The sequence below is a fragment of the Streptomyces sp. NRRL B-3229 genome, assembly GCF_000719505.1.
Lineage (GTDB): Bacteria > Actinomycetota > Actinomycetes > Streptomycetales > Streptomycetaceae > Streptomyces > Streptomyces griseorubiginosus.
Genome location: NZ_JOGP01000006.1, coordinates 136,232 through 150,806, shown reverse-complemented (window position 1 = coordinate 150,806; position 14,575 = coordinate 136,232). Strand labels below are relative to the sequence as shown.

At 72.7% G+C, this 14,575-nt stretch carries 13 protein-coding genes; 10 read left to right on the top strand and 3 right to left on the bottom strand.

The genetic code is table 11. From position 1 onward, the window contains the following. Window positions 1-249: 249 nt before the first annotated feature. The gene (locus IF54_RS0110980) at window positions 250-894 is read right to left on the bottom strand and encodes an RDD family protein (RefSeq protein ID WP_030317096.1); all 645 of its coding nucleotides are present in this window, start codon (window positions 892-894) and stop codon (window positions 250-252) included. A gap of 224 nt (window positions 895-1,118) precedes the next feature. Here IF54_RS0110980 and IF54_RS0110975 point away from each other — a divergent pair, with 224 nt between their 5' ends. The 6 genes from IF54_RS0110975 to IF54_RS0110950 all read left to right on the top strand — a co-directional run bounded on the left by IF54_RS0110975 (window position 1,119) and on the right by IF54_RS0110950 (window position 7,409). Then, window positions 1,119-1,973 (top strand): bifunctional methylenetetrahydrofolate dehydrogenase/methenyltetrahydrofolate cyclohydrolase, encoded by an 855-nt coding sequence (locus IF54_RS0110975; protein WP_030317093.1) that lies wholly within the window; start codon window positions 1,119-1,121, stop codon window positions 1,971-1,973. Between the two features lie 388 nt (window positions 1,974-2,361). Beyond that, the gene (locus IF54_RS42975; protein ID WP_051735414.1) at window positions 2,362-2,787 is read left to right on the top strand and encodes a DUF3017 domain-containing protein; all 426 of its coding nucleotides are present in this window, start codon (window positions 2,362-2,364) and stop codon (window positions 2,785-2,787) included. Window positions 2,788-3,028: 241 nt separating this feature from the next. Beyond that, window positions 3,029-3,517: a helix-turn-helix domain-containing protein gene (locus tag IF54_RS0110965; protein WP_030317088.1), complete on the top strand. Its 489-nt coding sequence runs from the start codon at window positions 3,029-3,031 to the stop codon at window positions 3,515-3,517. Between the two features lie 210 nt (window positions 3,518-3,727). Next, the gene (locus tag IF54_RS0110960) at window positions 3,728-4,921 is read left to right on the top strand and encodes a helix-turn-helix domain-containing protein (protein ID WP_030317085.1); all 1,194 of its coding nucleotides are present in this window, start codon (window positions 3,728-3,730) and stop codon (window positions 4,919-4,921) included. 365 nt (window positions 4,922-5,286) lie between these two features. Then, window positions 5,287-6,276, top strand: coding sequence for a malate dehydrogenase (locus IF54_RS0110955; protein WP_030317084.1), 990 nt, complete (start codon window positions 5,287-5,289; stop codon window positions 6,274-6,276). Window positions 6,277-6,440: 164 nt separating this feature from the next. Further along, window positions 6,441-7,409 carry a hypothetical protein gene (locus IF54_RS0110950; RefSeq protein WP_030317082.1) on the top strand — a complete coding sequence of 323 codons (969 nt, stop codon included), beginning with the start codon at window positions 6,441-6,443 and terminating at the stop codon, window positions 7,407-7,409. A 247-nt stretch (window positions 7,410-7,656) separates the two neighbouring features. Here IF54_RS0110950 and IF54_RS0110945 read toward each other — a convergent pair whose 3' ends face one another. Beyond that, window positions 7,657-9,096: an MFS transporter gene (locus IF54_RS0110945; RefSeq protein ID WP_051735397.1), complete on the bottom strand. Its 1,440-nt coding sequence runs from the start codon at window positions 9,094-9,096 to the stop codon at window positions 7,657-7,659. 94 nt (window positions 9,097-9,190) lie between these two features. On the opposite strand from IF54_RS0110945, the gene IF54_RS0110940 reads away from it, so the two are divergent. Then, window positions 9,191-10,105, top strand: coding sequence for a LysR family transcriptional regulator (locus tag IF54_RS0110940; protein ID WP_030317078.1), 915 nt, complete (start codon window positions 9,191-9,193; stop codon window positions 10,103-10,105). 40 nt (window positions 10,106-10,145) lie between these two features. Here the strand turns inward: IF54_RS0110940 and IF54_RS0110935 are convergent, their stop codons facing one another. After that, window positions 10,146-11,042: a bifunctional helix-turn-helix transcriptional regulator/GNAT family N-acetyltransferase gene (locus IF54_RS0110935; protein WP_030317077.1), complete on the bottom strand. Its 897-nt coding sequence runs from the start codon at window positions 11,040-11,042 to the stop codon at window positions 10,146-10,148. Window positions 11,043-11,182: 140 nt separating this feature from the next. Between IF54_RS0110935 and IF54_RS0110930 the strand changes: the two genes are divergently transcribed. The 3 genes from IF54_RS0110930 to IF54_RS0110920 all read left to right on the top strand — a co-directional run bounded on the left by IF54_RS0110930 (window position 11,183) and on the right by IF54_RS0110920 (window position 14,559). Then, complete coding sequence (locus tag IF54_RS0110930) at window positions 11,183-12,955, top strand: hypothetical protein (protein ID WP_030317075.1); 1,773 nt, start codon at window positions 11,183-11,185, stop codon at window positions 12,953-12,955. Next, window positions 12,942-13,298 (top strand): hypothetical protein, encoded by a 357-nt coding sequence (locus IF54_RS0110925; protein WP_030317072.1) that lies wholly within the window; start codon window positions 12,942-12,944, stop codon window positions 13,296-13,298. Before IF54_RS0110930 ends, IF54_RS0110925 begins: the two co-directional genes overlap by 14 nt. Before the next feature lie 307 nt (window positions 13,299-13,605). Continuing rightward, window positions 13,606-14,559 (top strand): hypothetical protein, encoded by a 954-nt coding sequence (locus IF54_RS0110920; protein WP_078851935.1) that lies wholly within the window; start codon window positions 13,606-13,608, stop codon window positions 14,557-14,559. The last annotated feature ends 16 nt before the right edge of the window (window positions 14,560-14,575 follow it).

Here is a 14,575-nt window from a genome sequence, read left to right as displayed (position 1 = left end):
TCACGTGTCACGCCAGTTGACGGACGAGAGGCTACCGTCCGGCACCGGGGAGCGCGGGGATACGGAGGGAACACGGGAGCCCGGGACCCCCGGGGACGGGCGTGCGGGACCCCCGGGGACGGGCGTGCGGGACACCCGGGGAACGCGGGCGCAGCACGCCCCGGGGCCGTGTCACGGTGTGACACGGCCCCGGGGAGAGTGGCGTGGCGGCGGCACGGCCGTCCGCCGTCGATCGTGGTGCGGCGGAGCTCAGTTGGTGCGGATCACGATGGTCGAGCACACCTTGTCGGCGAAGGTCTGACGCTTGGCGTCCCAGGCCGGCCACAGCCAGCCGAGGTAGCACGCCAGGCTGTCCAGGAAGTGCGCGAGGCGGCGGACGAAGGCCATGCCGACGCCGATGGGCTGTCCGTCCAACTCCCGCACCAGGCGGATGCCGAGGGCCTTCTTGCCCAGCGTCTGGCCGTTCTTGCCCTCGATGATCAGCTGGTAGATCGCGAGACCGAGGAGCGCGAGGCCGCCGATCGCCGACAGGGCACCCATCTTGGCGTTGGCCCCGACGATGACGAGGACGTACGGCACCGCGAACACGAGCATGTCGACCAGGAAGCCGAGGAAGCGCTGGCCCCAGTTGGCGTACGGCGGCTGGCCGCCGTAGCCCGGCTGCTGCGGGTAGCCGTAGGCGGAGGCCGGGACCTGCGGCGCCTGCGGGTAGCCGTAACCGGGCTGCTGCGGGTAGCCCTGCTGCGGCGGCACGCCCTGCGGGGCCTGCTGCGGGTAGCCGTAACCGGGCTGCGGCTGCTGCTGCGGCGGCTGCTGGGGGTAGCCGTAACCAGGCTGCGGCTGCTGGGGGTTCTGCGGCTTCTCGTACGGGTTGTTGGGCGAGCCGAAACTCATGGTGGGAATCCTCCGGGAACGCAAAGGGGACGTTGCGGAATTGTGCGGAGGAACGTCACGAAATGAAGCGGTATGCCCCCCGAACATCAGCCGCGATACAGCGCCCTCCATGCTTCTAGGTGGGAAGAGCGCTTGTCCAGGCGCATTGCGATGTGTTGTGCAAGTGCAACCCGGATTGGAACCCTGATTGGAACCGGGGGCCGGTCATCCGCGAGGATGGGGTCATGACCGCCCAGATTCTCGATGGCAAGGCCACCGCAGCCGCGATCAAGTCCGATCTGACCGCCCGCGTGGCGGCGCTGAAGGAGAAGGGCATCACGCCCGGCCTCGGCACGATCCTGGTCGGGAGCGATCCCGGCAGCCAGAAGTACGTCGCCGGCAAGCACCGCGACTGCGCGGAGGTCGGCATCGCCTCCATCCAGCGCGAGCTGCCGGAGACGGCCACGCAGGAGGAGATCGAGGCGGTCGTCCGCGAGCTGAACGCCGACCCCGCCTGCACCGGCTACATCGTCCAGCTCCCGCTGCCCAAGGGCATCGACGAGAACCGCATCCTGGAGCTCATGGACCCGGACAAGGACGCGGACGGGCTGCACCCCATGAACCTCGGGCGCCTGGTCCTCAACGAGCCGGCCCCGCTGCCCTGCACCCCCAACGGCGTCCTCACCCTGCTGCGCCGCTACGGCGTCGAGATCAAGGGCGCGGAGGTCGTGGTCGTCGGCCGCGGTGTCACCATCGGCCGCCCGATGCCCCTCCTGCTGACCCGCCGCAGCGAGAACGCGACCGTGACCCAGTGCCACACCGGCACCCGGGACCTCTCCGCGCACCTCAAGCGCGCCGACATCATCGTCGCCGCCGCCGGTTCCGCCCACCTGATCCGCCCCGAGGACGTGAAGCCGGGCGCCGCCGTCCTCGACGTCGGCGTCTCCCGCAACGCGGAGGGGAAGATCGTCGGAGACGTCCACCCGGGCGTGGCCGAGGTCGCCGGCTTCATCTCCCCCAACCCGGGCGGCGTCGGCCCGATGACCCGCGCCCAGCTGCTCGTCAACGTGGTCGAGGCGGCGGAGCGCGGTGTCGGCTGAGGAGCGGGGACCGAAGGAGCGGCGGATGGCGGCGCGGGCGACCGGGACGACGGGCTCCGCGGGGTCGGCCGGGTCGGCGCAGGCCCAGGACGACGGGTCGGCGCGGGGGCAGGACGCCGGTTCGGTGCAGGGCCCGGACGGCGCTTCGGTGCAGGCCCGGGACGCCGGTTCGGTGCGGGCCCAGGACAACGCTTCGGCGCAGGCCCGGGACGCCGGTTCTGCGCGTGCCCTGGACGACGGGGAGCCCGGGGTGGGGTCGTTGAGGGCCGGGAAGGGTCAGGAGTCCGGTGCGGCGGTTCCTGCCGCCGAGCGGGCCGACGGCGCCGACGGTGAGCCGGACCGGGCGGGCGATCCCGAGTCGGAGGCCGATCTCGTCGTACGGGACGCGATCAGCGCGCCCGACGTCGACGGCGTGCCGCGCCGGGCCACCCGGCGGTTTCCGCTGTTCACCAGGGACACCGCGCGGCCCGAGGGCGGCGGCCGGGCCGCTCCGCGGGACGCTCCGGCGCCCGCCCGGCAGTGGCCGGTGCTCGCCGTGTCGGCCGCGGTGGGCCTCGGACTGCTGCTGACGGCGCTCGACTCGTTCCGCATTGGCACCCTGCTGATCGGACTGGCCCTGCTCGCCGGTGCCGTGCTGCGCTGGCTGCTGCCGGACGTCGGCATGCTCGCCGTGCGCTCCCGCTTCACCGACATCGCGACCTACGGCGTGCTCGGCACCGCGATCGTCCTGCTGGCGATGATGGTGCAGCCGGACCCGTGGCTGGTGATCCCGTTCCTCAAGGACACCCTGCACTTCACGGTCACCAACAGCTGATCCCCGCGGGGGAGACCCGGCGGCCCGCCCCCTCCCCCGATGAGGGACGGACCGTCGGCGCGCTCCACCCTCCCGCGCTGCGAGCGGGCTGTTCAACCGCTGTCGGTCCGCTGTGGCACAGCGGTGACGGTTCCGGCACGGAGTGGGTGACCTGCCACGATCGCCCCGCGGCCAGGAACCGATCCGGCCTCCGGCGTCGTCACTTGCCTGGGAGCAGGTGCGGACGCCGCGGAGGTGGGCGATGAGTGGCTGGCAGGCGCTGCCGGACGATCTGCCGCCTGAGGTGCGGCACTTCGTCGAGCAGCTCAGGCGGCTCAAGGACCGCACCGGGCTGAGCCTGGTCGCGCTCGGCGCGCGTACCGCCTACAGCAAGTCCTCCTGGCACCGCTACCTCAACGCCTCCCAGCCGCCGCCCCGGCAGGCCGTCGCCGCGCTGTGCCGGATCGCGGGCCTCGACGGCACCGACGCCGAACGTCTCACCGTGCGCTGGGAGCTGGCGGTGCAGGCCTGGCCCCGGCCGGCCTCGGCCACCGAGGGCGACAAGGTCTCCGCCACCGAGGGCGGGAGGGTCTCCGGCGGCGAGGGCTACGAGGACGACCCCACACTGCCGTGGTGGGACGAGCCGCCCCGTCGGAAACCCGGCGGGATCAACCGGCTGCTGCTGGCCGCCGTACTGCTGCTGGTGCTGCTGCTGGCGGTCGGGATCGCCGGTGCCGTGGCCTCTGGGTGAGCCGGTAACTGCCGTGTCGGGCGTTATTTCCGATGTGTTCCCCGTGTGGCGATGTATTGACAAGTTTGCGGTTTTGACACGGCACTGTTCGACAGCGTCGATAACGTGTCGAACTTGCCGATACACCCGTGCGCACGTGCCCGGAATGCTGGGATCCTTGCAGCGCACGTGAGCACCACAGCACCGACCGGGGGGAAAGAGGGGGGAGCAATGCCTCGTTGGAAGGCCTTGCCTGAAGACATCGATCCGCAGATCAGGGAGTTCGCGAGCCAGTTGCGGCGGCTCGTGGACCGCAGCGGCCTGAGCATCGCGGCCGTCGCCGACCGCACGGGTTACAGCAAGACGTCCTGGGAGCGTTATCTGAACGGCCGGCTGCTCGCGCCGAAGGGCGCGATCGTCGCCCTGGCCGAGGTCACCGGCACCAGTCCCATTCATCTCACCACGATGTGGGAGCTGGCCGAACGCGCCTGGAGCCGTTCGGAGATGCGGCACGACATGACCATGGAGGCCATCCGGATCTCCCAGGCGCGGGCCGCGCTCGGCGAGTTCGGGGCGCCGCCCGCGCCCGCCAAGGGTGGTGGGACGGCCCGCAGAAGCGGCAGCGCGACGGTGACGCCGGGGGTGGCGGGACCGGCCGGAGTCGCGCCGACGGTGCCGCCGCAGCCGACGGAGTCGGAGGCCGACCGTGGTTCCTCGGGCGGCAACTCCTGGGGGGTGGCCGGTTATCAGGGCCCGTCGCGAACTTCTTCGGGACGTACGGCCGCCGCGGCCGCGCCCGTCCAGGCCGACGGGCCGGGGCGGACGCCGGGGGCGCCGGGACCGTACGACGAGCCGCAGGACGCGCGGCCGGGGGGCGGGGCGTCCGACGGTTCCACCGGTTCGGACGGCTCAGCCGGTTCCGGTGGCTCCGGGGGGAAGCGGCGGCTGACGATGTTCCTCGCGGGGGTCGTCGGGGTGCTGGTCGTGATCGCCGCCGTGTTCTTCCTGACCGACCCGGGCGGCGACAGGAAGCCGGGGGCCGGCAAGTCCCCGTCGCCGTCCGCCTCCACCTCCGTCTCGCTGCCCGCCGGGGTGAAGTGCAGCGGCCAGGGGTGCACCGGGAAGGACGCCGAGGCGATGGGGTGCAGCGGGAACCTGGTGACCACCGCCAAGACCGCGACCGTGGGGGCGGCGGTGGTCGAGGTGCGGTACAGCGAGACCTGCGGGGCGGCCTGGGGGAGGGTCACCCAGGCGGGGCAGGGGGACAAGGTCGAGGTGACCGCGGGGAAGGTGACCGAGCAGAGCGGGAGCATCACGGATGCGGGGGACACGATCGCTTATACGCCGATGGTCGCTGTGAAGGACGCGGCTGCGGCGAAGGCGTGCGTGACGTTGGCTTCGGGGCAGCGGGGGTGTACCGACTAATCGCCGTTGCGTGGTCTGTCGGCTGTCGTGTGCCGGTGCGTTGTGGCTTGTCGCGCAGTTCCCCGCGCCCCTAGGGAGTCAAAACTTCCCGGAGTGTGCATGGGCTGTTGAATCCTGGGCACGCGAAACGTACCCCCACGGGAGTCCGGACCCCGGTACCCCCATACGGCGGCCGTTTCCGTCCCCCCTCTCCCGGACGGGCGGCCGCCTCTTTGTTCGGGGCGTTGTGGGGTGGGCCACATGGACCCGGACGTTCGGGTACCCGGATGCGCGATAGCCTGACCGGTGGATCTCTTGACGCCGAGAGATCGATCAAACGTCCGGGGCAGGGACGCCCCACCGCCAGCTGTCATACGGAGAACGCCATGACCCGCACTCCCGTGAACGTCACCGTCACCGGCGCGGCCGGCCAGATCGGTTACGCCCTGCTCTTCCGCATCGCCTCCGGCCAGCTGCTCGGCGCGGACGTGCCGGTCAAGCTTCGCCTCCTGGAGATCACCCCGGCGCTCAAGGCCGCCGAGGGCACCGCGATGGAGCTCGACGACTCCGCCTTCCCGCTGCTCCAGGGCATCGACATCACGGACGACCCGAACGTCGCCTTCGACGGCACCAACGTCGGCCTGCTCGTCGGCGCCCGCCCCCGCACCAAGGGCATGGAGCGCGGTGACCTCCTCGAGGCCAACGGCGGCATCTTCAAGCCGCAGGGCAAGGCCATCAACGACCACGCCGCGGACGACGTCAAGATCCTGGTCGTCGGCAACCCGGCGAACACCAACGCGCTGATCGCCCAGGCCGCCGCCCCGGACGTACCGGCCGAGCGCTTCACCGCGATGACCCGCCTGGACCACAACCGCGCGCTGACCCAGCTCGCGAAGAAGACGGGCACCACGGTCGCCGACATCAAGCGGCTCACCATCTGGGGCAACCACTCCGCCACCCAGTACCCGGACATCTTCCACGCCACGGTCGCCGGCAAGAACGCCGCCGAGACCGTCAACGACGAGAAGTGGCTGGCCGAGGAGTTCATCCCGACCGTCGCCAAGCGCGGTGCCGCGATCATCGAGGCCCGGGGCGCGTCCTCCGCCGCGTCGGCCGCCAACGCCGCCATCGACCACGTGCACACGTGGGTCAACGGCACGGCGGACGGCGACTGGACCTCCATGGGCATCCCGTCGGACGGTTCCTACGGCGTCCCGGAGGGCCTGATCTCGTCCTTCCCGGTCACCACCAAGGACGGCGTCTACGAGATCGTCCAGGGCCTGGACATCAACGAGTTCTCCCGCGCCCGCATCGACGCGTCGGTGAAGGAGCTGGAGGAGGAGCGCGAGGCGGTGCGCGCGCTCGGCCTCATCTGATCCGCGCCTGATCCGCGTCTGAACCGCTCGACGCCGCGTCTTCTCGACGGCTCTGTCACGAGCGTGCACGGGCCCTGTTCCGGTTTCCGCCGGAACGGGGCCCGTGGCCGTTTTTCGCCCTACGGTCGAAGCCCTGCCCGGTGGGGTGATTCGGGGGATGCGCGATGAACGGCTGGCACGACTGGAACGGCTACGACTCCGGTTCCGCGGCGGAGCACGGACCGAGCGAGGAGCGAGGCCGGGCGGCCTGGAACTCGGGGGAGACACGGGCGGGGGACAGGCCGCTGTGGGTTCCGGCCGAGACGCGGGCGGGGGAGCGGCCCCCGTGGGCCTCGGCCGAGACGCAGACCTCCTTCGTGCCGCCCCGGGGCCAGGAGCCCACGCCGCTGTGGGCCGCGGCACCGACGCAGGTCTCGCCTCTCGCACCCTTGTCGACCGGTCCGGTGGGCTCTCCTTTCCCGCCGGTTGCCGCGGGCCCGGCGCCCCACCGGGTCGGCCGGGTGTTCGCCGCCCTCGCCGTGGCCGTCCTGGTCGGGGTCGCGGTCGGTGCCGGTGTCTGGTTCCTCCTCCGGGACACCTCGCTGGGGTCCCGCTCCGGCGCGGTTCCGGCTCCGAGCGTCACGGCGGACGCGTCGTCGAAGAGGGAATCAAGGTCACCCTCCCCCTCCACCTCCCCGGCCCCGGGATACAGCCGCACCCTCGACCCCGTCGGATACGCCGTCGAGGTGCCCCAGGGCTGGACCCGCACGGAGAAACAGGGCCAGGCCGCTCCCGTCGTCGCCTACGAGGACCCCGCCGACGGCCGACGGCTCCAGATCTTCCGGCTCGCGGAGGACACTCCGGCCCGCTCCCTGGACCTGGCGGAGAACGACCCCGGCTACGGCTTCGCGCGCCGGCCCGGCTACCAGGTCCTCGACCGTGCCTCCGGAGCCACCTGGTCCGAACTCGCCTACCGCTACGACGACTCGGACCTCGGCCCCCGTCAGGTCGTCGACCACCGTTTCGAGGCCGCCGACGGCACGCTGTACGCGATCCGCGTCACCGGCCCCGCCGCCCTGTCCCCGGCCCAGGTGCGCGAGCCGCTCACCAGGGCGCTGAGCTCCTTCTGCCCCACGGGAGCCCAGTGCGGCTGAGCCACCGCCCCGGCCCGACTCCGGTACCAGCAGCCGCCGTACGACCCGGACCTGACCGCCGGCCTCGGCAGCCGGTCACCGTGACACCGGACGCGCGCCCCTGTCCGACCGCTTGGGTCGGCCTGTGACTCGACCTCGGCAACGGCACCGCGGAGCATCAGCAGACCGACGACCGGATTCAACGGGGAGAGCACGGCGGCTCCTCGGGTCAACTGGGGCGCGGGCGGCGGCGGTTGGAGCCACCGGCTCAGCGGCGGGCAGGACGCGATAGTACTCGTTTCCCGTCGAACGCGATAGTGCGCGAATCGCCGGACCGTTCGCGATGGCCGGCGATCACCAGCCCGGTGGCCGCCAGCACCAGCAGCGCGACCGTGCGCAGGGCCGGGCCCATGCCGTGCGCGAGATCGTGGTGGGCGGCCAGGATCGTGCCGGTGACGGCGACACCGAGGGCCGCGCCGATCTCGCGGGCCGAGGTGCCGAGGCCCGAGGCGAGGCCCGCCCGGTCGGAGGGGAGCGCGGTGGCGACCCCCAGGGTGAGCGCGGGCATGGACAGCCCGGTGCCGGCCGAGATGACCAGCAGCCAGCAGGCGTACAGCGGGTAGGGCGTGCCGGCGTCCACGGTGGACGCGCCCAGCAGGCCGAGGCCGATCAGGGCGAGACCGCCGGCGATGACGGGCATGGGCCGGCCGGACCAGCGGGCGGCCAGTCTCGGCAGCACCGCCATGCCGACGATCAGCGGCAGGATCGCGACCCCGGTCAGGGCGGGTCCGTAACCCTTCACGCCTTGCAGGTACTGCGAGTTGACGTAGAAGAGGGAGAACAGGCCGAAGAAGCCGGTCGCCATGCCGAGGGTGGTGGAGCGCAGCCGGGGTGAGGCGAACAGGCGCGGGTCGAGGAGCGGGGTCCGGGAGCGCAGGGAGTGTGCGGTGAACGCGGCGACGAGGCCCGCGCCCGCCGTGAACGCGGTCAGAATGCTCGGTGAGGTCCAGCCGTGGACGGGGCCCTCGATGATGCCGAAGAGGGTGGCCACCAGGCCCGCGGTGAGCAACAGGGTGCCGAGCGGGGCGAGGTGCTGCCGCGGGGCGCGTTCCGTGCGCGGGGTGGTGACGGCCACGGCGCCGGCGAGCAGCGCGGCCAGCGGGACCATCAGCGCGAACAGGGCGCGCCAGGTGAGGAATTGGCCGACCAGACCGCCGCCCAGGTTGCCCAGCATGCCGCCGACTCCGAGCGCCAGGGTCCATGAGGCCGTCGCCCGGGCCCGCCCCTGCGGGCCCGCGAGACGCATCAGGATCGACATGGTCGCCGGGGTGACCAGCGCGGCCCCGGCTCCGGAGACGCCCCGGCCGGCCACGAGGAGCCCCGGGCTCTGAGCCAGCGCGCTGGTGGCGGCGCCCGCCGCGAACAGGACCAGGCCGGTGAGCAGGGCGCCCTTGTGGCCGTGGCGGTCGCCCAGGGCGCCGGCCGGGATGAGGAGCGAGGCGAAGACGATGACGTACGCGTCGACCGTCCACAGCAGTTCGCTGGAGGTGGGGTGCAGCGACGACGAACTCAGCTGCGGAATAAGGAGGTTGATGGCGGCCACCATGCTCTGGGCGACCAGCACGCAGGCGCACAGGGAGAGCAGGGTGGAGCGTTTCAGGGTCGGCGCGGTGGCCGCCGGGGTCGGAGCGAGGGCAGGCGAAGGCATGGCTCCTCCAGGGAGCGGGACGGTGGTGTGGGATGCCCTGTCACCGTAGGCTCGGCGATGTCCTGCACTCCAGTGCAACCTTTGCAAGGAATCGATGCGTGTGACGCAACTGGACCTGAACCTGCTGGTCGCCCTGGACGTCCTGCTGGAGGAGCAGAGCGTCGGGGGTGCCGCCCGGCGCCTGCATCTGTCGGAGCCCGCGATGTCCCGCACCCTGGGCCGGATCCGCAAGGCGCTCGGCGACCCCGTGCTGGTGCGCGCCGGGCGGCAGATGGTGCCGACCCCGCATGCGCTGGCCGTACGCGCCGAGGTGAGCGCGGTGGTGGAGCGGGCCCGCGCGCTGTTCGCGCCGGGGCGGGACGTCGATCTGCGCACGGTGGAGCGGACGTTCACGATCCTCGGGCACGACACCGTCGCCGCGGCCTGCGGGGCGTCCCTTCTGCGCCGGGCGGCCGCCGAGGCGCCCGGAGTGCGTATCCGGTTCCTGGCCGAGAGCCATGTGGACGTGCCGTTCCTGCGGGAGGGGACCGCCGATCTGGAGGTGGGGGTCGTGGACACTGTGGCGCCCGAGGTGCATGTGGAGGCGCTCCACGAGGACCGCATGGTCGGGGTCGTACGGTCCGGGCATCCCTTGCTGGAGGGGGAGTTGACGGCGGAGCGGTTCGCCGGGGCCGAGCATCTGACCGTGTCCCGGCGGGGCAGGCTGCGCGGGCCGGTGGACGAGGCGCTCGCCGGGCTCGGGCTGGAGCGCCGGGTGGTGGCGGCCGTCGCCACCTTCCCCTCCTCCCTCTTCGTCGTCCGGGACACCGACCTGGTCGGCCTGGTCGGCTCCTGGGCACTGCCGCTCGCCACCGCGCTCGACCTGGTCACCTTCGACGTACCGCTGCGGCTGCCCCCGCTGCGGCTGGGGCTGGCCTGGCACCCGCGGCACGACGCCGACCCGGCGCACGCGTGGCTGCGCCGGACCGTACGGGACCTGCTGGCCGAGTGGCCGGGAAACCGGGCCTGATGGAGAGCCGGGTGGCTGGGCGACCGGGCCTGACGGTGGGTCAGGAGCCCGGACGGCGCAGGCGCTTCTCGAACCAGTGGTCGCCGTAGACGTGGTCGCTGTACGGCGGGATCTCCGTGTAGCCGCACGCCCGGTACATCGCCCGGGCCTCGGTGAGGGAGGCGTGGGTGTCGAGGCGCAGGGTGACTAGGCCGCGCGTGGTGGCCTCCGTCTCCAGAGCGGTGAGGAGGCGGCGGGCCAGGCCCAGGCGGCGAGCGTGCGGGTGGACCCAGACGTGGCGGAGTTCGCCGATGCCCGGCCCCAGTCGGCGCAGGGCTCCGCAGCCCACGGGGCGGCCCTCCTCGTACGCCACGAGGAACGCGCCCGCGTCCCCCGAGACCTCCTCGGGGCGGACCAGGTCGGACGGGTCGAAGCCCTCCGGGAAGCGGGCGTCGATGTCGGCGGCGTAGGCGTCGAGACAGGCGCGGGCGTCCGGGGCGGCGCCGTCGACCCGGGTCACGGTGATGCCGGCCAGGCGCAGCAGGCGCTGGGCGGTGCCGATCGCCTCGGTGAGGCGGTCGCGCTGGGGGCCGCTGAGCCCTTCGAGCAGGCCGGCCGCGAGGGCGTCGGCCCGGCGGTTCTGTTCCGCGAGCTCGACCCGTCCGGCACGGGTCAGCTCGACCACGCGCAGCCGGCTGTCGCCCGGGTGGACGCTGACCCGGACCAGGCCCTGGGCCTGGAGGGTCTTCGTCATCCGGCTCAGATAGCCGGCGTCCAGCCCGAGCCGGCCCCTGAGCTCGCGCAGCGAGACCCCCTCGCCGATCTCGAACAGCAGCCGCGCCTCGCCGAGCGGCCGGTCCTGCCCGAGGTAGTGGTCGTCGAGCGCGCCGATACGGCGGGTGAAGTAACGGTTGAAGCGGCGGAACTCCGCCACCTGCTCTGTCGACACCGGGTCCATAACCTTTGACTGTAGTCAAAGGATTGTCGGGGAGTCCATCAATCCGGCATTCCGGTTTCCGGGTCCCATCCGCACCTCTATGCTGATGGTTTGTCAACAAGCGACAACAGCACAGCTTTTGCACGCATCGGGGGAGTCGCGTGACCACTGCATCCGTACCTCGGCAACCGCAGGCCGCACCGCCGGGTCCGGTCACACCGCCGCACGCCAGCGAGGCGACCCGCCTCCTCTGCGCCGGCACCTACCTCGATTCCGGTTACCGCGACCGGGTCATCGAGCAGCTGCACCTGAACGAACAGCGGATCGTCGCGCCCTCGCTCGGCCTCGACGCGGCCCGGGTGCTCGCGCACGCACTGCGCGCCCGCCGCCAGGAGCTGCTGTGGGCCGGGGCGATCATCGGCCTTTGGGTGATCGGGCTGCCGCTCACCGGCGGACTCCTGGGCTTCGCCCTCGTCCCCAGCCTCATGCTCGCCGTCGCCCCCTGGGTCCGCGGCAAGGGCGCCAACCCGCCGCTGTACCGGTGGCTGCCCGCCCTCCTGTTCCGCTGGTGGGGGCGGATCGGCTTCGCGGTCTTCCTGGCCGCCACCCTCTTCCTGGCCTTCGGCGGCGGGAACGACGATTCCGCCTACGGGTCCTCCTACGGCGGCTCGTCCTCCTACGACGACGGCTACTTCGGCGGTTCCTACGGCGACTCGCCGGACGTGACGGACCTCCTGTTCCCCGACGTCGGCCGGGCGGGCGGACTCGTCGACCCCCTCCAGGCCTGGCTCGTGATCGTCGTCCTCGCCCTGATCGCGGCCTGTGTGGCCGCCCAGCGCGGCCAGTTCGCCCGGGCTGTGAGCGCCGAACTGTCCCCGCAGCGCTTCCCGGACGCGGCCGGCGACCCCGCCGAACGGGCGGAGGGACCCCGCTTCCAGCGGCTGAAGGAACGCATCCGGCTCGAACAGCACGCGCCGCTCGTCATGTACCACGAGAAGCGGCCCTTCTGCGGGGCCGGAGCCGCCTACGAGACGTGGGTGCTCGCCGTCGAACTGCGGCCCGACGAGACCAAGGAACAGCTCCCGCTGAACAACCGCGCGGTGCTGGAGAAGATCCGCCCGCTGCTCGAACAGCTGCGGCTGCCCTCGGAGTTCGCCGGACACACGGTCCGCGACCGGCTGCGCTGGCTGGAGATCGACGAGTGCGTGTTCCTGCCCGCGGAGGGACTGCGCCGGCGCGAGGAGGCGCCGTACCACCCGGGGGCCTTCGAGGAGCACCGGGCGCGGGCGGTCGAGGAGGGCGCCGAGAAGCGGCGGCACTTCCTGCGCATTCGCGTCGGCGGCTGGGAGGAGGAGCTGGTCGTCACGGTCTTCGTGCGCGTCCACACCCAGGGCCGCATGCTCATGCTGGAGATCGCCCCGCACGTCCTGCTGCCGGTGCGCGAGGACTTCAAGGACGCCGACCGCGCGGCGCACAACTACCGTCACAACAACGTCCTCGGCAAGGCGGTCTGGGCCATGGCCCGGGTGCCGGGCTCCGCGGCCGGCTCCCTCGCCACCCTCGGCAGGGGCGTCGCCTACCTGTGGAAGCTGCTCACCGGCGGCTACGCGGGCGCGCTGCCGGACGGCCCCGCGCTCTCGGTGCGGGAACTGGCCTCCATGGACGAGGGGTCCACCTTCCAGGAGATGGACGCCTACCGCTATCTCCGCAGCGTGCAGGACCGGGTCGCGCACGGCGTCCTCACCGCGCTCGCCGAATCCGGCTACCAGACCGGCGAGTTCGTCCAGAAGATCGTCAACATCAGCAGCGGCGGGGTGCATGTCGAGGGCGGCGTCCACGGCAGTACGTTCGCGGCGGGCAAGTACGCCACCGCGTCCTCGGGGACCGCGTCGCAGAACTCGCAGAAGGGGAGCGGCAGCAATGGCAACGGATGAACCGGGCGTCAGCATCAGCGGAGGGGTGCACGGCAGCACCTTCGCCATCGGCAGCCACGCGCGTGCCGAGAGCCACCACGGGGTCACGCCCGGGCGGGACGAGGACGCCGAGGCGCTCCTCGCCGCCGTACGGGAACTCCGCGCCGACCTCACGAGACTGAGGTCCACGGACGAGACGGCCACGCTGGACACCGCGCTGGCCGAGACGGAGGAGGAGCTCGTCACGACGGGCCAGGCGGGACCGACCCGCCGGGAACGTCTGCGGGCGCTGCTGGACGATTCACAGGCACTGGTGAGCCTGGTCGCCTCGGCGGGGGCCGTGGCGGGGTTGCTGGGGCTGTGACCGGAGCTGTGACACGGGCCGGGGCAGAGGCGAGGGGAAGAGCGTGAGCGGGGGCGTGCGGTACTGGAACGAGGAGACGCAGCGGTGGGAGGACGGGGACGGCGGTCCTACGGCGACGGGTCCGGTCACTCCGCCGCCGTCGGCGACCGGTCCGGTCACGCCACCGCCACCACCGGCCAGGCCGGGGACAGTGCCGCCGCAGGCTCCGGTATGGCCGCCGGCGGCCGGGCCGGACGACACGGGGGCGGGGGCCGGGACGGCGGCGGGGCCGGGTGCATGGGGTTCGGGTCCCGGAGCGGCCGGTGACGTGCCCGGTCCCGGACGGGCCGGTGACGTGCCCTCCCCCCTCCCGTCTCCGCCCTCCCCTCCCGTCGGCTGGCCCGGAGGCGGTGGCGGCAGCACCTGGCACGGGCCCGGGGTCCCGGACGGCGGCTGGTCGTCCGCCGAGCAGGTCGGCGGCGGGACTGTGCCGTCGGCCGAGTGGTCGGGGTCGTCCTGGTCGACCGGCGGGCAGACGGCCGTGGCCCCGCCTGCCGCGCCCGCCGCCAGGAACCGCCGGCTCGTCTGGTCCGCGCTCGTCGGAGCCGCCGCCGTCGGGGTCGTCACCGCCCTGGTGCTGACCCAGGTGGTCGGCGGCGGTGACAAGGACGACAAGGGCGGGGGCGGGAGCCCCACGCCGACGCACGTCGTCTCGCAGCAGGGGGAGCCCGAGGACTCGCCGACCCCCTCGCCCACCGGGGAGTCCCCGTCCCCGCTCGCCTCGGCGCCCCAACTCCCCGACGGATACGAGCTGTACGTGGACGACGAGGGTTTCCGCATCGCCCGCCCGGTGGGCTGGTCGCGAAGCTCCGTGCCGTCCCAGTTCGGCATCGACGTCGTCAACTACCGCAGCCCGGACGGCGAACAGCGGCTCCAGGTGTACCAGATCGCGGAGAGCTCCCCGGAGGAGTCCTTCGCGCTGTACCTGTCCGCCGACACCACCAAGCCGGACGGCTTCAAGAAGCTGGACCTGCGGCCCGTGGACGACGACGGGTTCACCGGCCGGCGCCTGGAGTACGTGGCCGACACCCTCAGCGGCGAGCCCGACCTGGGCCCCTGGCACGTCTACGACGAGCGGTTCGTCGCACAGGACGGCCTCATCTACGCGGTCGCCGCCTACGGCCTCGACAAGAACGGCGGCCAGGACGAACTGGAGCTCCTGACCAGCGCGTTGAAGGGATTCTGCGCGCCCTACTCGTGCGACCCGGCGGCGATCGACTGACCCCGGGACCTCCGGC